Annotated in this window: 25 protein-coding genes; 11 read left to right on the plus strand and 14 right to left on the minus strand. The window is 70.9% G+C overall.

What is annotated here, in order from left to right; all coding sequences use genetic code 11:
• Positions 1-58: 58 nt before the first annotated feature.
• Positions 59-1096, minus strand: coding sequence for a LacI family DNA-binding transcriptional regulator (locus J4G33_RS12065; RefSeq protein WP_208056221.1), 1038 nt, complete (start codon positions 1094-1096; stop codon positions 59-61).
• 181 nt (positions 1097-1277) lie between these two features.
• Between J4G33_RS12065 and J4G33_RS12070 the strand changes: the two genes are divergently transcribed.
• Complete coding sequence (locus tag J4G33_RS12070) at positions 1278-2663, plus strand: glycoside hydrolase family 5 protein (protein WP_208056222.1); 1386 nt, start codon at positions 1278-1280, stop codon at positions 2661-2663.
• On the opposite strand, the gene J4G33_RS12075 is transcribed toward J4G33_RS12070, so the two are convergent.
• From J4G33_RS12075 to J4G33_RS12090, 4 genes are all read right to left on the minus strand, one after another.
• The gene (locus tag J4G33_RS12075; RefSeq protein ID WP_208056223.1) at positions 2626-3462 is read right to left on the minus strand and encodes an alpha/beta fold hydrolase; all 837 of its coding nucleotides are present in this window, start codon (positions 3460-3462) and stop codon (positions 2626-2628) included. The two genes, J4G33_RS12070 and J4G33_RS12075, sit on opposite strands and share 38 nt — an antisense overlap.
• Before the next feature lie 74 nt (positions 3463-3536).
• Complete coding sequence (locus J4G33_RS12080) at positions 3537-4214, minus strand: class II aldolase/adducin family protein (protein WP_208056224.1); 678 nt, start codon at positions 4212-4214, stop codon at positions 3537-3539.
• 147 nt (positions 4215-4361) lie between these two features.
• The gene (locus J4G33_RS12085; RefSeq protein WP_208056225.1) at positions 4362-4967 is read right to left on the minus strand and encodes a response regulator transcription factor; all 606 of its coding nucleotides are present in this window, start codon (positions 4965-4967) and stop codon (positions 4362-4364) included.
• Complete coding sequence (locus J4G33_RS12090; protein ID WP_208056226.1) at positions 4964-6055, minus strand: sensor histidine kinase; 1092 nt, start codon at positions 6053-6055, stop codon at positions 4964-4966. The genes J4G33_RS12085 and J4G33_RS12090 overlap by 4 nt, the downstream gene beginning before the upstream one ends.
• Positions 6056-6271: 216 nt before the next feature.
• Between J4G33_RS12090 and J4G33_RS12095 the strand changes: the two genes are divergently transcribed.
• Complete coding sequence (locus tag J4G33_RS12095; protein WP_307793873.1) at positions 6272-6778, plus strand: hypothetical protein; 507 nt, start codon at positions 6272-6274, stop codon at positions 6776-6778.
• 91 nt (positions 6779-6869) lie between these two features.
• On the plus strand, positions 6870-7139 hold the full coding sequence (locus tag J4G33_RS12100) for a hypothetical protein (RefSeq protein WP_208056227.1): 270 nt from the start codon (positions 6870-6872) through the stop codon (positions 7137-7139).
• Between the two features lie 231 nt (positions 7140-7370).
• Here the strand turns inward: J4G33_RS12100 and J4G33_RS12105 are convergent, their stop codons facing one another.
• Positions 7371-7796, minus strand: a complete 426-nt coding sequence (locus J4G33_RS12105) for a hypothetical protein (protein ID WP_208056228.1) — start codon at positions 7794-7796, stop codon at positions 7371-7373.
• 43 nt (positions 7797-7839) lie between these two features.
• Entirely contained in the window at positions 7840-8208 is a 369-nt protein-coding gene (locus J4G33_RS12110) for a hypothetical protein (protein WP_208056229.1), read from the minus strand.
• Positions 8209-8297: 89 nt separating this feature from the next.
• On the opposite strand from J4G33_RS12110, the gene J4G33_RS12115 reads away from it, so the two are divergent.
• Positions 8298-8648, plus strand: a complete 351-nt coding sequence (locus J4G33_RS12115; protein ID WP_208056230.1) for a hypothetical protein — start codon at positions 8298-8300, stop codon at positions 8646-8648.
• 193 nt (positions 8649-8841) lie between these two features.
• Positions 8842-9360 carry an AAA family ATPase gene (locus J4G33_RS12120; RefSeq protein ID WP_208056231.1) on the plus strand — a complete coding sequence of 173 codons (519 nt, stop codon included), beginning with the start codon at positions 8842-8844 and terminating at the stop codon, positions 9358-9360.
• Positions 9361-9395: 35 nt separating this feature from the next.
• Here J4G33_RS12120 and J4G33_RS12125 read toward each other — a convergent pair whose 3' ends face one another.
• On the minus strand, positions 9396-10133 hold the full coding sequence (locus J4G33_RS12125) for a class I SAM-dependent DNA methyltransferase (protein WP_208056232.1): 738 nt from the start codon (positions 10131-10133) through the stop codon (positions 9396-9398).
• A gap of 164 nt (positions 10134-10297) precedes the next feature.
• On the opposite strand from J4G33_RS12125, the gene J4G33_RS17530 reads away from it, so the two are divergent.
• The 4 genes from J4G33_RS17530 to J4G33_RS12140 all read left to right on the plus strand — a co-directional run bounded on the left by J4G33_RS17530 (position 10298) and on the right by J4G33_RS12140 (position 12453).
• Complete coding sequence (locus J4G33_RS17530) at positions 10298-10423, plus strand: hypothetical protein (protein ID WP_256436130.1); 126 nt, start codon at positions 10298-10300, stop codon at positions 10421-10423.
• A 36-nt stretch (positions 10424-10459) separates the two neighbouring features.
• A complete protein-coding gene (locus J4G33_RS12130) occupies positions 10460-11005 on the plus strand; it encodes a DUF1697 domain-containing protein (RefSeq protein ID WP_208056233.1) in 546 nt (181 codons plus the stop codon).
• Positions 11006-11054: 49 nt separating this feature from the next.
• Positions 11055-11786 (plus strand): DinB family protein, encoded by a 732-nt coding sequence (locus tag J4G33_RS12135; protein ID WP_208056234.1) that lies wholly within the window; start codon positions 11055-11057, stop codon positions 11784-11786.
• A gap of 94 nt (positions 11787-11880) precedes the next feature.
• Positions 11881-12453, plus strand: coding sequence for a hypothetical protein (locus J4G33_RS12140; RefSeq protein WP_208056235.1), 573 nt, complete (start codon positions 11881-11883; stop codon positions 12451-12453).
• 47 nt (positions 12454-12500) lie between these two features.
• Here the strand turns inward: J4G33_RS12140 and J4G33_RS12145 are convergent, their stop codons facing one another.
• Positions 12501-13292 (minus strand): SDR family NAD(P)-dependent oxidoreductase, encoded by a 792-nt coding sequence (locus tag J4G33_RS12145; RefSeq protein ID WP_208056236.1) that lies wholly within the window; start codon positions 13290-13292, stop codon positions 12501-12503.
• A gap of 141 nt (positions 13293-13433) precedes the next feature.
• Here J4G33_RS12145 and J4G33_RS12150 point away from each other — a divergent pair, with 141 nt between their 5' ends.
• Positions 13434-13952 carry a MarR family winged helix-turn-helix transcriptional regulator gene (locus J4G33_RS12150; protein ID WP_208056237.1) on the plus strand — a complete coding sequence of 173 codons (519 nt, stop codon included), beginning with the start codon at positions 13434-13436 and terminating at the stop codon, positions 13950-13952.
• Positions 13953-13989: 37 nt separating this feature from the next.
• Here the strand turns inward: J4G33_RS12150 and J4G33_RS12155 are convergent, their stop codons facing one another.
• A complete protein-coding gene (locus J4G33_RS12155; protein WP_208056238.1) occupies positions 13990-15033 on the minus strand; it encodes a LacI family DNA-binding transcriptional regulator in 1044 nt (347 codons plus the stop codon).
• Positions 15034-15194: 161 nt separating this feature from the next.
• On the opposite strand from J4G33_RS12155, the gene J4G33_RS12160 reads away from it, so the two are divergent.
• On the plus strand, positions 15195-15701 hold the full coding sequence (locus J4G33_RS12160; RefSeq protein ID WP_208056239.1) for a hypothetical protein: 507 nt from the start codon (positions 15195-15197) through the stop codon (positions 15699-15701).
• A gap of 26 nt (positions 15702-15727) precedes the next feature.
• Here the strand turns inward: J4G33_RS12160 and J4G33_RS12165 are convergent, their stop codons facing one another.
• The 4 genes from J4G33_RS12165 to J4G33_RS12180 all read right to left on the minus strand — a co-directional run bounded on the left by J4G33_RS12165 (position 15728) and on the right by J4G33_RS12180 (position 21118).
• Positions 15728-17236 (minus strand): rhamnulokinase, encoded by a 1509-nt coding sequence (locus J4G33_RS12165; RefSeq protein WP_208056240.1) that lies wholly within the window; start codon positions 17234-17236, stop codon positions 15728-15730.
• 9 nt (positions 17237-17245) lie between these two features.
• Positions 17246-19324 (minus strand): bifunctional aldolase/short-chain dehydrogenase, encoded by a 2079-nt coding sequence (locus tag J4G33_RS12170; RefSeq protein WP_208056241.1) that lies wholly within the window; start codon positions 19322-19324, stop codon positions 17246-17248.
• 4 nt (positions 19325-19328) lie between these two features.
• Positions 19329-20525 carry an L-rhamnose isomerase gene (gene rhaI, locus J4G33_RS12175; RefSeq protein WP_372435064.1) on the minus strand — a complete coding sequence of 399 codons (1197 nt, stop codon included), beginning with the start codon at positions 20523-20525 and terminating at the stop codon, positions 19329-19331.
• 251 nt (positions 20526-20776) lie between these two features.
• Positions 20777-21118 (minus strand): L-rhamnose mutarotase, encoded by a 342-nt coding sequence (locus J4G33_RS12180; protein WP_208056242.1) that lies wholly within the window; start codon positions 21116-21118, stop codon positions 20777-20779.
• Between the last annotated feature and the right edge of the window lie 64 nt (positions 21119-21182).

Here is a 21182-nt window from a genome sequence, read left to right on the forward strand (position 1 = left end):
ATAGTGGCAAGAAGTGACCACTCGATGAAGGCACGGCGCGTGCGCGACTGCCTCGCCCCTAGGGCGACGGTCGGGGAGCGCGCCCGAGGGTCGACTCGCGCGGCTGCATCGTGAAGTCCGCGACGACCTCGAGGCCAGGCCCGTCCACGGCCCCGGCCTCGGCGGTCAGCCGCTCGACGAGGAGCTCGACGGCGGTCCGCGCGATCTGCGGGAGGCCCGGGGCGACGGTCGTCAGGCTCGGGCGCGCGAACCTGCCCTCCTCGATGTCGTCGAACCCCGCGACAGCCACGGCGTCGGGCACGACGACGTCGCGCTCGTAGAGCACCCGCATCGCACCGAGGGCCAGGACGTCGTTGAGGGCGAAGACCGCGTCGAAGGGCTCGCCCCCGTCGAGCAACCCCCGCATCGCCTCGGCCCCCGTGGTGCGGGTCCACGCCTCCGCCGGCCCTACCAGGGCAGGCGGGTGCTCGAGCCCGGCAGCCGTGAGCGCCTCGAGGAATCCGCGGGTCCGCAGCGACCCGGCGCCTGCCCCCTGCGGGTCGAAGGTGCCGACCAGGGCGATCCGGCGTCGGCCCAGAGCGAGCAGGTGCTCGGTGACCGCCCGCGCCGCGTCCACGTTGGCCATCGCGACGTGCGGCACCCGACTGTGGAGGGAGCGCTCGCCCAGCAGCACCACGGGGAACTCGACCTCGAGGGTGGGGGCGTCTGGTCCGCGCAGGGCCAGCGGGGAGAAGATCAGCCCGTCGGTCATCCGGCGTCGGGCGCTCACCAGGACCTCGAGCTCACGCTCGCGCTGGCCGCCGGTCTGCTCGATCAGGACCGTGTACCCGCGCTCGGAGGCCGCGTCGATCACCTCGTCCGAGAGTGCCGCGAAGTACGGCAGGCTCAGCTCGGGCACCGCCAGGGTGATCATCCCCGTGCGGCCCAGGCTGAGGTTCCGGGCCGAGAAGTTCATCTGGTAGCCGAGGTGCTCGATCGCCTCGAGCACCCGGGAGCGGGTGGTCGCCGCGACGTGGGGGAAGTCGTTGACCACGTTCGAGACGGTCTTGACCGAGACCCCGGCGGCGCGCGCGACGTCACGCATCGTCGCGGACATGGTCGTCTCCTTGTGCTCGATGAGGCCTGCGCCGCCCGTGCCAGGTCACGGCGGGCCACGGCCTCGGACGCTGGGCGTCACTATGCCACCGCAACGGTCACGGCCGTCGGGACCCGGGTAGACACCACGCAACGCCCCACCTAAGGTCGCGGTAACCGGTTACCTCGATGGGGAGGCACTCATGGACCCGCGCATCCGCGTGGACGGCCCTCGACTGCGCGACGGCTCGGGCCAGGAGGTGCTGCTGCGCGGCGTCGGGCTCGGCGGCTGGATGACGATGGAGAACTTCATCACCGGCCACCCCGCGACCGAGTCGCAGATGCGCCGCGCGGTGGGCCGGGTGCTCGGGGACGAGGCTGCCGAGGCCTTCTTCGACGCTTTCCTCACCGAGTTCTTCACCGAGGCCGACGCCGCCCTGCTCGCCTCGCTCGGCATGAACTGCGTACGCGTCCCCTTCTCCTACTTCCATCTCGAGGACGACGCCGCTCCCTTCGTCATCAAGGAGTCAGGGCTGCGGCGCCTGGACCAGGCTGTCGAGGCCTGCGCGGCCCACGGGATCTACACGATCCTCGACCTGCACGCGGTCCCCGGCTACCAGAACCAGCACTGGCACAGCGACAACCCGAGCGGCTGGGCGACCTTCTGGACCCACCCGCACTTCCAGGACCGCGTCGTCCACCTGTGGGAGGTGCTGGCCGACCGCTACAAGGACAACCCCTGGGTCGCCGGGTACAACCCCCTCAACGAACCCGCCGACCACACCGGCGAGGTGATCGGACCGTTCTACGCACGGCTCGAGAAGGCCATCCGCGCGATCGACCCCCACCACGTGCTCTTCCTCGACGGCAACCGCTACTCGACCGACTTCTCGATGTTCGCCGAACCCTTCGACCATGCCGTGTGGACCGCGCACGACTACGCCCTGCCGGGCATCGCGAACCCGAGCCGCTACCCGGGCGAGACCCGCGGCAAGCACTTCGACCGCGACGTCGTGCACGAGACGTTCCTGCGACGCACCGAGGTGATGCGCAAGACCGGCACACCGATCTGGGTCGGCGAGTTCGGGCCGCTCTACACCGGCGACGTCGAGCGCGACGCCGGTGCCCTGCGGCTGCTGCAGGACCAGCTCGACATCTACCGCGAGCACGGCGCGAGCTGGAGCCTGTGGACCTACAAGGACATCGGCACCCAGGGCCTGGTCAGCGCCGCACCGGACAGCCCCTACCTCGAGCGCATCGCTCCCGCCCTGGCCAAGAAGCGTCGCCTGGGCACCGACTCCTGGGGCGGCAGCGAGGCGGAGATCCGGCACGTGCTCGAGCCGATCGAGCGGCTGTTCGCCACCGAGTTCCCCGACTTCGACCCGTTCCCGTGGGGTCCGCACCCATGGATGAAGGTGCTCGTGCGGCACGTGCTGCTCGCCGAGCCGATGGTCGACGAGTTCGCCCGTTGCTTCACGGGGCTCGACGCCGACGGCGCCGCCGAGCTCGCGCGGTCGTTCCGGCTGGACCGGTGCATCGAGCGGACCGAGCTCACCGACCTGCTGCGGGCTGATCTGCGGCGCGGCTGACCACCTCGTCCAGCACCTCGAGCACCCGCTCCTGCGCCTCGAACCGGATGCAGTGCCCGACCCCGGGGACAGGCACGTGCGTGAGGTTCCCGTCGGGGGCTCGGCCGAGCAGCGCCTCGACGCGTTCGACCTGGGCCGGGGTCACGATCGCGCCGCGGGCGACGTCCCCCGTCAGCAGGGTCACCGGGAGGGGCACCTCAGCCATCGCCGCGGCCCAGTCCCGCGCGTCCCACTGGTGCTCGACGTCGGTGAGGCCAGGGGCCAGTGCGCGCTTGGCGGCGGCCCACGGCTCGTGCACGGCCTCGTCCCACCCCGGGTTGTCCGCCCGCGACTGCGCGACGAGCTGCTCCTGGCTCGCCGACCGGTAGGCCGCGAGCGCGGGCGGCATCCATGAGGGCATACCACGCTCCCCCGCCTGCCACGCCGAGACCCACGCGGGGTCCTCCAGGACGAGTCCGGTGACGAGGTCTGGGTGAGCCAGGGTCAGCTCCTGGGCGGTGAGCCCACCCATCGAGTGCCCGACGACGAGGGCCGGGCGGCCGATCACCCTCCGCAGCACGCGCGCGGCGTCCGACGCCAGGGCAGCGATCGTGAAGGGCTCCTCGGGCAGGGTCGAGCCACCGTGCCCGCGTGCGTCCGGGGCCACGACGTAGGCGCCGCGGGGGGCGAGGTGCTCGGCGACGGGGCGCCACACCTCCCCCGCGTCGGTCACCCCGTGCAGCAGCAGCACCGCCGTCGGGGCGTCCGGCTCCCCCCACGCGCGCCAGGCGATCCGGTCGAGCGTGCCCGTGGTCTCCATGGTTCGAGCCTAGGCAGGTGACGCGCCGGACCGCAGGACCCCCGGCGCGGCGTCACCCTGGGCGCTGGCAGAGGTCAGGGCAGGCGCGCGCCCTCGGGGATCGCGATCTGGTCGTAGACCAGGACGGTCGGGGTGCCGGCGCGCTCCGCCTGGAAGAGCACCTCGGCGTTCTCCTCGACCGCGACGGCGACCTTGAAGGCCAGCTTCAGCGAGACGCCGACGGCGAGCAGCCCGTGGTTGGCCCACACGACGGCGTTGACGTCGTCCCCCATGAGCTCGGCGCTGCGTCGACCGAAGTCGGCGTTGGTCGAGAACTCGAAGGGCATGATCGGGACCGGGCCCTTGGCGTAGAGCACCATGTTGAGCAGCACGGGATCGATCCGTCGGCCGAGGGCGCCGAGCACGTTCACGAAGGTCGACTCGGTGTGCACGATGGCCTGGGCGTCGGGCCGACGCCGGTAGTGCTCGAGGTGCACCGGCAGCTCGGTCGAGGGCAGCAGGTCCCCCTCGAGCACCGTGCCGTGCATGTCGACCACGAGCATGTCCTCGGGGTGCATCGCGTCGTAGCGGACGTCGCTCGGGGTGATGACCACGGCGTCCTCGCCGTCGAGCACCCCCGGCAGGCGGACGCTGATGTTGCCCTGGGTGTTGAAGTTGAGGCCGCAGCGCACCGACTCGCGGCAGTAGTACAGGATCTCCTCGCGGAGCCTCGGGTCGGCGAGGCCGGGGCGGGTGGCGGTCTGCTGGCTCATGCTCTCTCCCGGGTGAGTGAATCGTTTCATCCAGCATCCTCGAAGCAGCGGCGCGGGACCAGGGACGTCAGTCCCGGGTTGCTCGGTGGTGGAGGCGAGGTCGGCGGTCCGGCGGGCGGGCGCCGACGTCCTGCCGAGCGCCTGCCCTCAGATCCACCCTTGCTCGCGGGCGTAGCGCGCGGCGTCGTGGCGGGTGGTCGTGTGGGTCTTGCCGATGGCGCTCGACAGGTAGTTGCGCACCGTGCCGGGTGCGAGGTGGAGGATGCGCGAGATGTCGGAGGCCGAGTACCCGTCGCTCGCGACGCGCAGCACGTCCTTCTCGCGCTCGGTGAGCGGGCAGTCGTCGATCAGAGCCTGCGCGGAGACGCTGGGGTCCACGTGGCGCCCACCTCCGGCGACGTGGGCGATCGCCTCCGCGATGGTGTCAGGCGCCGACTGCTTGCCCAGGAACCCGCGGACGCCGAGCCGGAGCGCGCTGCGCAGCATGCCGGGCCGGGCGTGCCGGGTGAGCATGAGGATCGCCTGGTCGGGCCGATCGGAGAGCACAGCCCCGGCGACGTCGAGACCGTCCAGGCCGGGCATCTCCAGGTCGAGCACGAGGACGTCGGGCTGGTGCTCCGCGAAGGCGGCGAGCGCCTCGTGCCCGTCGGCCGCCTCGGCGACCACCGCGATGTCGCCCTCGAGAGGCAGGAGGGTGGCGAGGGCGGTGCGGATGAGCCCTTCGTCGTCGGCCAGCACGACGCTGATCGTCATGCGGCGGCCCTGCTCAGGTCGAGGCTGAGCGTGAACGAGCCGCCGTCGTGGGACACGCTCAGGGCACCGCCGGACCGCGCGACCCGCTCACGCAGGGCCGCGAGCCCGCGTTCGGGCCGAGCGGTGGCGGGCGCACCGTCGTTGCTGATGGTGAGCGCATCATCCGTGATCGCGATGGTGACGCTCCGTGCCGCCGGGTGACGAAGGATGTTGGTGGTGCCCTCGCGCAGCACGAGCGCGAAGATCTCCTCGTCCGCCTCGTGGTGCGTGTCCTCACCCGCGACATCGACGGCCATGCCGGCTGCGGTCAGGAGCGCTGTCGCGTTCGCCAGCTCGGACGCGAAGGACAGCTGACGGGTCGAGTTGACCAGGTGCTGGGCCTGATCGATGGTCTCGCCCGTGAGGCGTTCGATCTCGGCGAGCTCGGCGGCCACGCGCTCAGGGTCGACGTGCTGGAGGCGTGCTGCGACGGCCGCCTTGAGCTTGATGACGTGCAGGGTGTGGCCCTGGATGTCGTGCAGGTCAGCGGCGAACCGCATCCGCTCCTTGACGACCGCCAGCTCGGCCTCCGCGGCGCGCATCGCATCGAGCTCGGTGAACAGCCGCCACGCGATGTCGTTGAGCCAGAACGTGGCGATGAAGATGGTGGCGTAGAAGAGGGCTCCTGCCACGTACCCGACGGTCGAGCCGGGGGTGTTCACGAGGCTCAGCAGACCTGTGGCACCGATCATGGCGAGCAGCGCGACGGCCCAGGGGGCCCGCGAGCGGGTCAACGAGACGACCACGATGCCGCCGATGATCGCGACCGGGGCCACCGCCGGGACATCGATCCGCAGGAGCACAGCGGCCACCCAGGTCGCCTGCGCCAGTGCCAGAGCGGCGAGCAGCACCGCGCGGCGGGGAGGGTCGTGCCACCTGCTCGCCAGCCAGACGGCCAGGCCGAAGCTCGGCGCCACCACGACGGGATGCCACCAGGGCCCGGCCGAGAGGATCAGCGCGAGCCCGCCGACAAGACTCACCGTTCCCACCATCACGGCGGTCGTGATGAAGCGCATGCGGGTGAGCGGGCGCGCCTCCGGTGTGGTCATCGCCTGTCTCGCACCTTTCGAAGCGGCCTGGGAGCGGGTCTGCACCGCCATCCTCCGTCCGCCACGTCGCCGAGCAACAGTGACGCCGTGTCATGCCCAGCTGGTGACCTGGTGGCACTCCTGCGCGCGCACGCGCCGAGGAAGGCTGAAGCCATCCAGTTCCGCGACGCCCTCGACCGACGGCGTCACGGTCACGTCCGAGAGTGAGGATCCAACGTGCTTTTCGATGGTATCGGCGACTTCTTCCTTCAGCTGCTGCAGTTCGTAGGCAACCTCGAGTCCTGGCAGCAGATCGGCGCGCTCCTCCTGGTGAGCGCCATACCCTTCATCGAGTCCTACCTGGGCAGCTTCATGGGCATCCTCGTCGGCATGGAGTCGATCGTCGCAGTCGCCGTCGCCTCCGTCGGCAACGCGATCTCGACCTTCCTGCTCATCGCCGGCGCGGGTCGCGCGAGGTCTGCCGTGGTCAACGGCCGCCAGGGCGCGGCTGCGCCGACGCCGTCCAAGCGCCGGCAGAAGGTGGCGAAGTACATGGAGCGGTTCGGCGTCCCCGGCGTCTCGCTGCTCGGTCCGCTTGCCCTGCCCAGCCAGTTCACCGGGCCGACGATGGTCGCGATCGGAGCATCGACCCGCAGCGTGTACGTGTGGATGGGGATCTCGATCGTCGCCTGGGGCGTGCTGTTCGGGTTCTTCAGCCACCTCGTCGTCGGCTGGATCGGCTGAGGGGATCGGGGACGCCCGTCGCAGGTTGCGGGCGACTGCGGGTGGCCGGGACAGTGGGTCGTGTCCGATGCCGACGCGTCGAGGGGGCGTCATGCCAGGCAAGAGTGGCCGGGGCCAGGGGCCGCGAGCACGAGCCGAGACGACGGGCGAGGTGCGGTCACGCCACCTCAGGGCCGCGCTCTACGCCCTGGGCACCACCGCCGTCGTGCTGGTCACCGATCCGTCGATCGTGCAGGAGAACCGGGCCGCCGCCTACGCGCTGACGGGTCTGGCCTTCGCCCTGGCGCTCGGATTCTGGGAAATCGTGCTCGTCGCGGTGCGGCGGCTTCGGGTCGGTCAGCGACGGGGTGAGGGCCGTTGACCGGTCCTTCAGCGGCCGCGTTGGCGCCCGCTGGGGGCGCCCCCGGGAGGCTGCCGTGGCACCGGTTGTGGCGTGCGCTCAGCCGGACGGGCGGACTGCTGCTGGCGCCTACGGCGGGGTGGCTCTCGCGTTCGCAGGGGGCCGAGTACGTCCCAGCGGGCCTCCGATGACGGCGACTCCGGGTAGCCGATATCCGGCCATGCCGCCAACCGTGCCCCGCGTCGGCGATGCTCACGAGGTGACGATGGCCGACGCAGCGGCAACGGCGTCCTCGTACTGACGCCGGTCGAAGACGAAGGGCCCGAACCCCGTGTACGCCCACTCCGGGCGGTGAGGCTGGGCAAAGCCGGACCAGGTGACCGAGTTCTCGGCCAAGACCACTTCGGCCTCGAGTGGCCAGCACCCGACCTCGCCGCAGTCGCATCCGAGCAGCCACAGCCGCTTGGAGCGAGGCCAGTGCCGCGCTCTGACGCCGCGGTAGTAGTCGTTGAGATCTCCAGCGGGGAGCAGACCGGCGTAGCCTCCGGCAGGCGCGAAACCTTGTAGCGACTCGTAGGCCTCCACCATGTCGATCAACGATGCGCCGTCAACCGTCGGAACGAGCGCCACGACGCCCTCGCTCTCCTTCACCGCGAGGAGGCCCAGCAGGTTGTTCACGCGCGTGAGTGTCGCATCGCGGGAGACTCGAGTTGGTTTCGCCTCACAGACCGATGAAGACCGTGTCGAGGGCTTCGTGCTCGAAGGCCCACGTCTCGAACCCAGTCCGATCCGAGCGGGCCTCGATCCGACCGTCCGATAGGACGAAAACGCAGTCGCCGGCGAAACCTAGATCCGGAAACACGACGTCGAGCAGGTCCAGCCCGCACAGGTCCCAGACGGCGTCCTCGGCGCTCGCGTCACCCCAGGCCGCCACAACCTGATCACCCCGGTACCAAGTCCACTCGCCGGTGAGCGCGACCGACCATCCGCCTCCGACGACGGTGAGCATCGGGGCGTTGTACTCCACCTGCTGCACACGCAGAGGCGTCAACGGTCGGATCGCCGCTGCAAGCCCTGTCGCATCGTCCATTGTCCGATCCTCTCGAATCCGGTGGCACCTGGTCATGCCGCGGACGTACGCGTCGGTGGCCTTCGATCGTGCCCCGCTCCGTGATCGTCGTGAGCACTGACCCGCATCTCTACGACAGCGTGCGAGAAGTCCTCGATGGTGATCCTCGCTTCATCCACCTCGACGACCACCTGCACTGCGACGGTTCGTCGGCACCGCTGACGAACATCTACCCCGTGGACGTCAGTCCCGTTGAGTGGGAGGGGGGACTTCACCGATCGCACGTCGCCGGACCCGCGGGCGATGTCGGCCGCGATCTTCGAGTGTCGCTCACCGGAATGGATCGCGGGGTGGGTCGCCTCGTCGCCAGCCGACTGGTGGAACCGTTGTGGATCGTCGACTCCACAGAGACCGCGGGGCCCGCAGGAGCCGTCGACCCCGACCGCGTCGCACTCGCCTGATCGTGTGATCGTGCCCGCTGGCCACACGCTCCTGCCGTGGGCCGCGCATCTGAGATGGAGGCTTCTCGCTGCTGAAGGCCCGTGCCGAAACGACCGCGATCTCATCGTCGGTCGTCCCGTCGCGCAGCATGACCATCGTTCGGCCGACCAGGGAGCCGTACTCAGGAAGCGCGACGCTCGTTAGGCTTCGGCGATGGGCGTCAGGAACTACCTCGTCGAGGGGGTCTCCGGCTCAGGGAAGACGACCCTCTGCGACGAGCTCCAACGGCGTGGCCACCACGCCATCCACGGCGACCGCGTCCTGGCCTACCAGGGCGATCCCGAGACCGGCGAGCCGACGGACACCGCAGCGCACGAGAACCACCTCTGGGACGTCGAGGCTGTGAAAGCCCTCACAGCCGACCAGAGCTACCCGATGACCTTCTTCTGCGGCGGGTCACGGAACTTCGCCAGGTTCATCGAGCTCTTCGACGGCGTCTTCGTCCTCGAGGTGGATGCGGACACCCTGGAGCGACGGCTCACGGCGCGGCCGGAGGACGAGCCCGGCGGGAGGCCGGAGGAGCAGGACGCCATCCTCGAGCTGCATCGCACGAAGGAGGACATCCCGAGGACCGGCGTGGTCATCGACGCCACTCGCCCCGTCGCGCGCGTCGCAGACGAGATCCTCCGGCAGATCGGAGCACCTGAACAGCACTCTCCGGTACGGCGGTGAGCGGTCGACGGCTCGCTCGCTCGTGCCGTTCTCAGCTATGCGGGCAGACTCCATGCGGAGATGTGGCTGGTGCTCTCGGACGTGAACGGGGACCGGTTCCAGTCCGCCCAGCGCCCTGCCGGCTCGAGCCCGGCGAGCTTGGCCATGAGATCGCACTCGGCAGGCCAGACGAACCGGAAGTTGCTCGTCGAGTACCGGTAGGTCCCGTCGTCCTCCCGTGAGTAGTGGTGCGAGGTGCCCTGTTGGGTTGCCATGTCGAAGGTGTCGAGACCGGTGTGGCGGTCGGTCACCTCGAAGGGCACGGCGGTCTGGCCGGGCGGGAAGCGCCGGATGCCGGGCACCCCCAGCTCGATCACGAAGTGCCCGTCTGGGGAGAGGTGGCGCGCAGCGTTGCGGAAGCACGCGACCTGCTCGTCCTGCGTGCGCAGGTTTCCGAGGGTGTTGAAGACGAGGTACACGAGCGAGAAGGTGCCCTCGACGCGGGTGCTGGCCATGTCGCCGAGGATGACCGGGATCTCGGCGGCAGACGCCTTGCGACGCAGCTGCTCGACCATCGGCGGAGAGAGTTCGATGCCGGTGACAGGCACCCCGCGCTCGGACAGCGGAACGGCCACTCTGCCGGTCCCTATGGCGAGCTCCAGCGCCGGGCCGTCCCCCGCGAGCTCGGCGAGGAAGTCCACCGTGGGGGCGAGGACCTCGGAGCTGAACATCGGCGACGACGGGTCGTCGTAGCGCATCGCGGTCTCGGCGTCCCACAGATCACTGGAGGTCATGGGCCGAGCCTGACGAAGCGGACTGGCCCCAGCAAGGGGATAACGGCTCGACGCGCGGCCTCCCCAGGTCGACCGTATGGTCGCCAGACGCGACGACGACTGCTGAGCAGAGTTCGGCGGCGCCCGCGAGCCCGACGACGATCACCCGAACTGAGGCGCCTACCGTGAGAATCGGACGCGACGTCGAGGTCAGACCCCTCGGCGGCGGCAAGGGCTGCCTGGTGATGCTTCTGGTCTCCGTCGTCGCCTCGATCGTGCTGACCGTGCTCCTCAACCTCCTGCTCCGCTGAAAGCATCCGCGGATGTCCTGCCCGAGGCGGTGAGCGATGGGTACGCCGACGACGGATAGCGCGCCGGGACTCGAGCGTCGCATCCACCTCATCAGGGCCATCAATCTCGGACGAGGTTCGACGCTGCCGATGGCAGAGCTGCGGAGGATCGCCGAGAGCCTCGGAGCGCGCGACGTACGCACCTACATCGCCTCGGGCAACATGGTCTGCGACGCACCACCTGGTTTCGACCGAGCACTCGAGACACAGATCCAGCAGCACTTCGGGTTCTTTCGCGAGGTCATCTCCCGCTCGCACCCCGAGGTCGCCGCAGCGCTTCAGGCGCACCCGTTCGAGGTCGTCGAAGCGCGCTACTCCCACATCACCTTCCTGATGCGAGCGCCGACCGCCGAGGCCGTCGCGAAGGCCCGCACCTACGAGACCGGTTCAGACAGGTGGGAGGTCATCGGATCAGAGCTCCACATCCGCTACGCAAACGGGGCAGGACGGCCGCAGATGAACGACGCCGCGATCGGTCGCGCGCTCGAGGTGTCGGGCACCACCCGGAACCTGAACACCGTGCGTCGGCTCCTCCACCTCTAAAGCCCCTGTCGGTCCTGACACGCCCCGGACGCGGTGTGATGATGGATCGATGGCGACCTACTCGGGTACGAAGGAGTTCGAGGGTGCGTCCTTCGTCAGGGCCAGCTTCAAGGGCGCGACCCTGCGGTTCTCCGACCTCACCGGCGTGACGATGCGCGGCGTCGACGTCGACGGGCTCGACATCGACAGCCACGACCTCCTCTTCGGCAGCCTCGTCGTCAACGGGGTCGACGTGGTGCCCCTCGTGGAGGCCGAGCTCAACCGGCAGTTCCCGGGCCGTGAGCTGCAGAAGGCTCAGACGCCCGAAGGCCTGCGCGAGGGATGGGTCGCCGTGCAGTCCGCGTGGCAGACGACGGTGGCGGACACGCCGCTCGAGCTGGTGGACGCCCACGTCGAGGACGAGTGGTCCATGGCCCAGACCCTCCGGCACCTGATCCTCGCGACCGACGCCTGGCTCCGCGGCGGTGTCCTGCAGGTGGAGCAGCCGTTCCACGAGATCGGGCAGATCTTCACCGGGGCCGAGCAGATGGGCTTCGACATGTCGATCTTCCGCGTGGACCCACCGCCCTACGAGGAGATCCTCGCCGTACGCGCCGAGCGGCAGCAGCTGGTGACCGACGTCCTGGCGACCGTCACGCCGGAGCTGCTGGCGGAGGAACGCGACAACCCGTGGGGCGGTGGTGACTGGCACCCCACCGTCGGCGACTGCATCCGCGTGATCCTGGAGGAGGAGTGGGCGCACCTGCGCTACATCCGACGGGATCTCGCTCTCCTGCGTTGAGGCAGGAGGCGCCAGCCAAGGCTCCCGGCCGCGGTGGTGCAGGTCGGGGCTGTAGGCACTCAAGGTCGGAGGCGCAGGCGCCGACAACAGCGGTGTGGTCGACACCCAAACCCATCCCCGCTGGTGGAGCCCACGAGGGATCGCTGACCTGCTCGAGATGCTCGTCGTCGGAGAACGACCCTCACATCGACGCCACGGTGCCCGCCCGCAGCGCGCTGCCCGCGCGGGGGTCCGGAAGGTCCGGATCGACGGCACCCGTGTGGTGTGGCGGTCGCGCATCGGCGTGCCAGGAGAGCTGCGCGTCGACGAGATCAGCCAGGTGCTGCTGGCGCATGTCGACTACGGCCGCAACGGGTTCTGGGGCCCACCGCTCCTCGCCTTCGTGCTCAGCCGGGATGGTGCCGTTCTCCTGCGGATCGTCGCGGGAGGCAGTCCGCGCGCCGCAGGACCAGAAGGCCGACGTCGACTCGAAGAGCTCTGGAGCGATGCCGGGATCCCCACCGCCTGGGAGACCACCAGTCTGCTGGGACGCGCCAAGGACTACCGGCGCCGCTGGCCTGAGGCGTTCACGTTCGCCCATGCCTACCCGGTCGCCACCACGGGGATGGCCCTAGCCGCCTGGATACTGCTGGCCGTGCCCGTCCTGGAGCGTGGCGCTGGCTCATGACAGCAGCGACGAGTATCGAGGCCTCCCCCGAGGGACGCCGCGGAGCCTCAGGTCGTCGCCGTGAGGACCCCGCCGTCAGCTCGCATCGCCGCGCCGTTCGTCGCCGACGAGAGCGGGCTCGCGAGGTAGAGCGCGAGGTGGGCGATCTCAGCGGGTTCGATGAACCGCTGCAGCAGGGAGGTCTGGTTCCCGGCCACGATGGCAGCCTTCATCTCGTCCTCCGAGACCCCCTGCGCCCGTGAGATCTCGTTCACGGCCTGAGCCACCCCGTCGGAGTACGTCGGCCCACCAAGGATCGTGTTGACCGTCACCTCGGTGCCCCGGGTGAGCTTTGCCAGACCGTTGCTCAGGGCGAGCATCGCCGCCTTGCTCAGGCCGTAGTGGGCCATGTCGGCGGGGACGTTCACGCCTGACTCGCTGCCGACGAAGATGATCCGCCCCCAGTTCTTGGCGAGCATCTGGTCGAGCACGTGCCGCGAGAGCCGGACGCCGCTCATGACGTTGACCTCGAAGTAGCGCTGCCAGTCCTCGTCAGAGATCTCCGCGAAGGGCTTGACCTCGAACAGGCCGACGTTGTTGACCAGGATGTCGAGGTCACCCAGCGCGTCCAGGAGGCCTCGCACCTGGGCTGGGTCCTCGAAGTCGGCGACCAGCCCCGTCACGACTGCGCCCGGGACGGCGGCGGTCAAGCGGTCCGTGGCAGCGCGGAGCCGGCCCTCGTCTCGCCCGTTGATGATCACCGATGCTCCCTCGGCCAGGAGAGCCTCGGCGATCGCGTAGCCGATCCCTTGCGTCGAACCACTCACGAAGGCGGTCTTGCCCGACAGCTGCAGATCCATCTCTCCCCGTCCCATCCGTCAGGAGACACCGCAGGCAGCGGCATCCTTCACTTGCTCAAGCAAGTGAAAGCTACGTGGCTTCACTTTCCCTGTCAAGTAAAAGTTGCACCACCGGGGTGTCCGTGCACGTACTCTGTCGTCATGCCAGACCCGCACACCTCCGCAGGGCTCAGCGGTGAGGACCTCGAGACCTGGGCCGCCCTCGCCACGGTCCTGGAGTGGCTGCCGCCGGCGCTCGACGCCCAGCTGCAGCGCGACGCAGAGCTGACCCACTTCGAGTACGGGGTCCTGTTCGCGCTCGCGAACGCTCCGGACCACACGCTCCGCATGAGCGTCCTGGCCGGCTATGCGAACAGCTCGCTGTCTCGGCTGTCCCGAGCGACGTCGCGCCTCGAGTCGAAGGGGTGGGCGCGACGCACCCCCGACCCCACCGACGGCCGGTACACCCTGGCCGTCCTCACCGAGCAAGGGCAGCGCAAGGTCGGCGAGGCCACCCCGGGGCACACACGCACGGTGCGTCGGCTCGTCCTCGACCGGCTGACCCGGGCTCAGGCGCGGCAGCTGCGTGAGATCAGTCGACGCATCACGCGGGCGATCAGCGACGAGGACGAGTGGCAGCCGCCCCCGCAGGCTCCCCGTCCCGACCAGACACGCGGATGATGCGCGACGAGGCCTGACGCACCACGGTCGACGCCGGTCAGCCAGCCGGGAGGGGAGAACCGACCCGCGCAACCCCGGCCCCGGCGGTGCTCTCCCGCACCACGAGCTCGGGGGTGTACCGGACCCGTGCTGCGGGCACGTCCTGGGCGGCGGCCGGGTCCATCAGCAGCGTCGCCGCCGTCCTGCCGATCTCACGGCTCGGCTGCCGGATCGACGTCAGCGGGACGGCAGCGACCGCGGCGAAGGCGATGTCGTCGTACCCGAGCATCCGCACGTCCTCGGGCACCCGCAGACCGGCCGCGAGGAAGGCCTGCATGATGCCGATGGCCTGCATGTCGTTGGCCGCGAAGACGCCGTCGGGCCGCCGGGACGCGGGCAGGCGGAGGATCTCCTCCCCGGCGACGCGGCCGAGGTCGATGTCCATGCCGGGCCCCGAGTGCACCGTGAGCTCGACGCCCGCATGGTCTCCGACCGCCTCCTCGCACCCCTGGAGCCTCTCGGCGATCTGCGGGACGGCGAGCGGCCCGGCCACGAAGGTCACCCGTGTGCAGCCCGCCGCGACGAGGTGCTCGCCTCCGAGCCGACCGCCCGCGAGGTGGTCCCCCGAGACCGACGGCAGCACCCGCGTCGGGTCCTCCTGGTCGACGAGCACCACGGGGATGCCGCGGGCGTGCAGGCGCCGGAGGCGCTCGAGGTCCTGCGAGACGGGGGTGACGATGATCCCGGCGAAGCGGAACTGCTCGAACACGTCGAGGTACTTGTCCTGCGAGGTAGGCGACTCGTGGCTGCTGCCGACCATGACGGACAGGTCCCGCCCGACGGCGGCGAGCTCGGCCGCCGAGACGATCTCGCCGAAGAAGGGGTTCGCGGCGTTGAGGACGCTGATGCCGATGGTCGCGCTGCGCCCGCTGCGCAGCTGACGGGCCGGCATGTGCGGGACGTACTGGAGCTCGTCGATCGCGGCGCGAACCCGGTCGACCAACGGTGGGGTGACCTTCTCGGGTCGGTTGAGGACGTTCGAGACGGTCGCGACGGAGACACCCGCGAGCGCCGCGACGTCACCGATCCGTGCCTTGCCCACACGACCACCTCTCCTCTGGACGTCCACACCCTCTCGCGTGCGTGCACCCGGGCGCGAGGGGACGAGGGTCCCCTGCTCCTCCGGAGTCACCGGCGCCCCTCCGGCCCGCCCCGATGGCCGGAACCCCGACGACCAGGTAGACCCGTCCCATGGGAACACTGATGAGATCCACCGTCCTCGGGCTGGCCGTCGGCGGCCGGTCCTCGCTCGGGGTGGCCGTCCCGGTGCTCGCCGCGACCCGCGGGCGCCGCGGTGTCGGCCCTGCGCTGCTGCGCGGGTCGGTGCGCCTCGCGGTGCTCGGGGAGCTGGTCGGGGACAAGATGCCGGGCATCCCGAGCCGCACCGACGCCCCGGTGCTCGGGGCCCGCGTCGCGAGCGGGGCCCTCGGAGGCCTCGGCCTCGCCCTGAGCGAGGGACGCTCGGCGGCCAAGGCCGTGCTCGCCTCGGTGGCCGGCGCGGCGGGGGCCTGGGCCGGCTCCTACGCGGGGGTCGAGTGGCGCCGGTGGGCGGCCGAGGAGGGACCTGAGTGGCTCCAGCCCGACCTGCGCGCAGGCCTGGTCGAGGACGCCGTCGTCCTGGCCACGGCGGCTCGGATCGTGGAGCGCACCCCGCCGCGACCCGTTCGCATCACGCCCCGCCACACCCGCCGCTCCCCGCACCGGCGCTGAGCACCTGACTTCCAGGTCTTCGTCGATCACGGAGCGGCGAGCCCGAGCCGGCGCTCGGCGGCGACCCACTGGGCGTCGTCGGGCACGAGGCGTCCCGGGGTGTGACGGCGCAGCTCCTGACCTCGGGCGCCGACGGCGCGTAGCTCGGCGAGCCCACCGCTGAGCACCCCGACGGCGCGGGCCTGGACCAGCACGCTGCCCAGGGCCGCAGCCTCGACAGGGCCCGCGATCACGGGGAGTCCGGTCGCGTCGGCCGTGAGCTGGCAGAGCAGCTCGTTGCGCGCACCGCCCCCGACCACGTGCACGACGCCGACGTCCTTCCCGGCCAGGGTCGTCGCCTCGCGCACGGCCCCGCGGTAGGCCAGGGCCAGGGAGTCGAGGATGCAGCGCACGGTCTCGGCCTGGGACTGCGGCGGGGTCTGGCCCGTGCGGGTCGCGGCGGCGGCGATCCGGGCGGGCATGTCCCCCGGCGGCAGGAACGCGGCGGCGTTCAGGTCCACGACGGTCGTCAGGGCGGGGACCTCAGCGGCGGCAGCCAGGAGGTCGGCGAGGTCCGCGGGCAGCCCGGCCTGGCTCCAGGTGCGGATGGACTCCTGCAGCACCCACAGGCCCATGACGTTGCGCAGGTACCGCACCGTGCCGTCGACGCCGAGCTCGTTGGTGAAGTTCGCGGCCCGGCTGGCCTCGGTGAGGACCGGCCGGTCGAGCTCGAGCCCGACCAGGGACCACGTCCCGCAGGAGACGTACGCGAAGTCCGGCTGCTCGGCCGGGACGCCGACCACGGCCGAGGCCGTGTCGTGGGAGCCGACCGCGACGACGGGCAGCTCCGCGTGGTGGCCGATCTCCTCGCGGACGGCAGGCAGCACGGGGCCGAGGGCCTCGCCCGGCTCACGCAGAGCGGGCAGCAGCCCGGGGTCGATGCCCAGACGCTCGGCGAGGTCGACGGTCCAGGTGCGGGTGGTCGCGTCGAGCAGACCCGTGGTCGAGGCGTTGGTGACCTCAGCCCCTCGGCTGCCGGTCAGCCAGTAGCCGAGCAGGTCGGGGATCAGCAGCAGCTGCCGGGCGGCGTCCAGCTGGGCACCACCCTGCTCGGCGAGCAGCTGGAACACGGTGTTGAAGGGCTGCACCTGCAGACCGGTCCGCGCGTACAGCTCGGTCGCGGGCACGACGGCGAAGGCCCGCTCGGACATCCCGGCGGTGCGGCCGTCGCGGTAGTTGACGGGGTTGCCGAGGAGCACGCCGTCGGCGTCGAGCAGGCCGTAGTCCACGGCCCACGAGTCGATGCCGACCGCGTCGAGGCGCCCGGCCTCCCGGGTCGCGGCACGCAGCCCGTCGAGGATGCCGCGGTACAGGGCCAGGACGTCCCAGTGCAGCCGACGCTCCCCCACGGCCCCCGAGTAGAGCGCGACCGGGCCGTTGGGGAAGCGGTTGACCTCGTGCAGCTCGACGCGCTGCTCACCGGCCGCGCCGAGCACCCGCCCCACGACCACCCGGCCGCTGGACGCCCCGAGGTCGACCGCCGCGAAGGTACCCACGCCGCCCGCCTACCGCAGGAAGGCCGCGGCCACGCCCGAGTCGACCGGGACGTGCAGCCCCGTCGTCTGGACGAGGTCGGGGCCGGTCAGCGCGAAGACCGCCGCGGCGACGTGCTCGGGCAGCACCTCACGCTTGAGCAGGGTCCGCTGGGCGTAGTAGGCACCCAGCTCCTCCTCGGGCACGCCGTAGGTCTTGGCGCGCTGCGCGCCCCAGCCGCCGGCGAAGATGCCCGAGCCGCGCACCACCCCGTCGGGGTTGACCCCGTTGACGCGGATGCCGTGGGCCCCGAGCTCGGCCGCGAGCAAGCGGACCTGGTGGGCCTGGTCGGCCTTGGTGGCCGAGTAGGCGATGTTGTTGGGTCCGGCGAACAGGGAGTTCTTCGAGGCGATGTAGACGATGTCCCCACCGAGCTTCTGGGCGATCATCGCGCGGGCAGCCTCACGGGCCACCAGGAAGGACCCGCGGGCCATGACGTCGTGCTGCAGGTCCCAGTCCTTGGCCGTGGTCTCGAGCAGCGGCTTGGAGATGGAGAGTCCGGCGTTGTTGACCACCAGGTCGAGGCCACCGAAGGCCAGGACCGCGGCGTCGATCATGGCGCTCACGGCGGCCTCGTCGGTCACGTCCGCGTGCACCGCGACGGCCTTGTCGGGCCCGCCCAGCTGGGCAGCGACCTCCTGCGCTCCCTCCATGTTCATGTCGGCGACGACCACGCAGGCGCCCTCGGCCGCGAGGCGCTCGGCGATGGCCCTGCCGATCCCCGAGCCGGCCCCGGTCACCAGGGCGACGCGGGTGGCCAGGGGCTTGGGGGCCGGCATCCGCTGGAGCTTGGCCTCCTCGAGGGCCCAGTACTCGATGCGGAACTTCTCCGCCTCGTCGATCGGCGCGTAGGTGCTGATCGCCTCGGCCCCGCGCATCACGTTGATCGCGTTGATGTAGAACTCCGACGCGACGCGGGCGGTCTGCTTGTCCTTGCCGAAGGAGAACATGCCGACCCCGGGCACCAGCACGATCGCGGGGTCTGCCCCGCGCATGGCCGGGGAGTCGGGGGTCTTGTTGCGGTCGTAGTAGCCCGCGTAGTCCTCGCGGTAGGCGGCGTGCAGCTCGGCGAGGCGCTCGACCACGGCCTCGACCTCGGCGTCCGCGGGCAGGTCCACCACGAGCGGCTTGACCTTGGTCCGCAGGAAGTGGTCCGGGCAGGAGGTCCCGAGCTCGGCCAGACGGCCCAGGCTCTCGCGGGCCAGGAAGTCCAGGACGACGTCGTCGTCGGTGAAGTGACCGACCTGGGGCTTGTCGGCGCTCGCGATGCCGCGGACGGTCGGGGCCAGCGCTGCGGCCTTGGCCTGACGCTCGCTCTCGGCGAGGGCCTCACGACCCGGGACGACGGCGCCGAACGGGTGCTTGCCCGCGGTGGCGAGCTCCTCGGTGCGGCGGGCGATGAAGGCCTCGGCGGTGCGGATGATGTCCAGGGAGCGCTGCTCGGCCTCGTCACTCGTGCTGCCCCAGGCGGTGATGCCGTGCCCACCGAGGATGCAGCCGATGGCCTGCGGGTTGGCCTTCTTGATCTCGGCGATGTCCAGCCCGAGCTGGAACCCGGGGCGGCGCCACGGCACCCACACCACGCGGTCGCCGAAGCACTCGCGCGTGAGCGCCTCGCCGTCGGCCGCGGTGGCGATCGCGATGCCCGAGTCGGGGTGCAGGTGGTCCACGTGCGGGGCGTCGACCAGGCCGTGCATCGCGGTGTCGATGCTCGGGGCGGCGCCGCCCTTGCCGTGCAGGCAGTAGTCGAAGGCCGCGACCATCTCGTCCTCGCGGTCCACCCCCGGGTACACGTCGACCAGGGCGCGCATGCGGTCCAGGCGCAGCACGGCCAGGTTCTTCTCGGTCAGGGTGCCCAGGTCACCGCCCGAGCCCTTGACCCAGAGCAGCTCGACGGGCTGACCGGTGACCGGGTCGATCTCGGTGCCCTTGGCCGAGGTGTTGCCCCCGGCGTAGTTGGTGTTGCGCGGGTCCTGGCCGAGGCGGTTGGACCGCCCGACGAGGTCCGCGGCGGCCGGGTTGGTGGCAGATGTCGCGCTCTGCTGACTCATCGGTTCAGGCTCCCCATCCGGCCTGCGCGCCACCGACGCGCTCGGCCTTGATCTTCTCGGCGTAGCCCGAGGCGCCGTAGGCGCGCATCGGGTCGGCGTCCAGGCCCTGGGACTCGCGCAGCTCGGCGAGGAGAGGGCGGACGTCGGTGTTGTAGGCATCCATGAGCAGGCCGTTCGCACCCAGCACGTCCCCGGACTGCTGGGCCGCGTGCAGGGCGTCGGCGTCCACGAGGAGGGCCTTGGCGGTGGCCTCCTGGACGTTCATGACGGACCGGATCTGCCCGGGGATCTTGGGCTCGATGTTGTGGCACTGGTCGAGCATGAAGTTGACCCCCGAGTCGGGGGCCAGGGCACCGGAGCTGACGATCTCGTGCATGATCCGGAACAGCTGGAAGGGGTCGGCCGAGCCGACCATGAGGTCGTCGTCGGCGTAGAACCGCGAGTTGAAGTCGAAGGCCCCTAGGCGTCCGGCACGCAGCAGCTGGGCCACGATGAACTCGATGTTGGTGCCCGGCGCGTGGTGGCCGGTGTCCAGGACCACCATGGCCTGCTCGCCCAGCGCCAGGCAGTGCAGCAGCGACGTGCCCCAGTCGGGCACGTCCATCGAGTAGAAGGCCGGCTCGAAGAACTTGTACTCGAGGATGATGCGGTGCTCGGGGTCCAGGCCCGCGTAGACCTCGGCGAGCCCTTCCGCGAGGCGGTCCTGGCGGGCGCGCAGGTTGTCCTGGCCCGGGTAGTTGAGGCCGTCGGGCAGCCAGATCTTGAGGTCGGTGGACCCGGTGGCGCGCATCACGTCGATGCACTCGAGGTGGTGGGCCACGGCCTTGGCGCGGACGCGGGCGTCGGGGTGCGTGAGCGACCCGAGCATGTAGTCGTCGTCCTGGAAGAGGTTGGAGTTGATCGCGCCGATCGTCACTCCCTGCTCGGCGGCGTGGGCCGAGAGCTTGGCGTAGTCCTCGGTCTTGTCCCACGGGATGTGCAGGGAGACCCGGGGGGCGACACCGGTGTACCGGTGCACCTGGGCGGCGTCGGCCACCTTCTCGAACGGGTCCCGCGGCACGCCCTCCTGGGCGAAGACCTTGAACCTGGTGCCCGAGTTCCCGAAGGCCCAGCTAGGCAGCTCGATGGTCTGCTGTGCGAGCGCCCCCAGCGCCGCTGCTCGCCGGTCCGCAGTGCCCGACGTCGTCGTCCCCGTGCTCACGTTGTTGTCCCTCACATCACCTTTGGTTGACGTCCCACGGCCCTGTGAAACGTTTCAGACGGCACGCTACCCCCGCCCCAGAACCCCGGTCAACCACTGCCCGCAGCGCACCTGGGTCCCGACCCGCACTGGCAGGCCGCCCCCGCGCCACCCCCTGCCCAGCGTCGAGATGTCACTTCTTGGCGATACGGCCCGATACCCATGCGGCAAGAAGTGACATCTCAGCGGGTGGCGGGTGGCGGGTGGCGCGCTCACCCTCGGCCGAGGGCTGCGCGCTGGGCGTCCATGTCGAAGACGGTCTCGAGCTGGACGAAGCCCTCGTCGGGCGGGCCGTCGCTGCCGAAGAGCTCAGCCATCTCGGCCTGCCACCGGGCGTTGACCTCGCGGGCGGCCATGGCCTCGCGGGCTGCGTCGAAGTCGTCGACCTCGACCACCCCGACGAGCAGCCCGTCAGGGGCCAGGTGCAGGGTGTAGTCCCGCCAGCCGGTCTCGTGCAGGGCGTCGAGCATCTCGGGCCACACCTCGGCGTGCCGGGCGCGGTAGGTCTCGATCTGGTCGGGGCGGATGCGGGAGATGAAGCAGACTCGGGCCACGGGTCCTCCTGCCGCGCCACGGTCCCCCGCGCGCGCCGTGTCGTCGTTGAATCGGTTCACAGGC

Origin of the sequence: Actinotalea soli (assembly GCF_017565425.1) — a bacterium.
Lineage (GTDB): Bacteria > Actinomycetota > Actinomycetes > Actinomycetales > Cellulomonadaceae > Actinotalea > Actinotalea soli.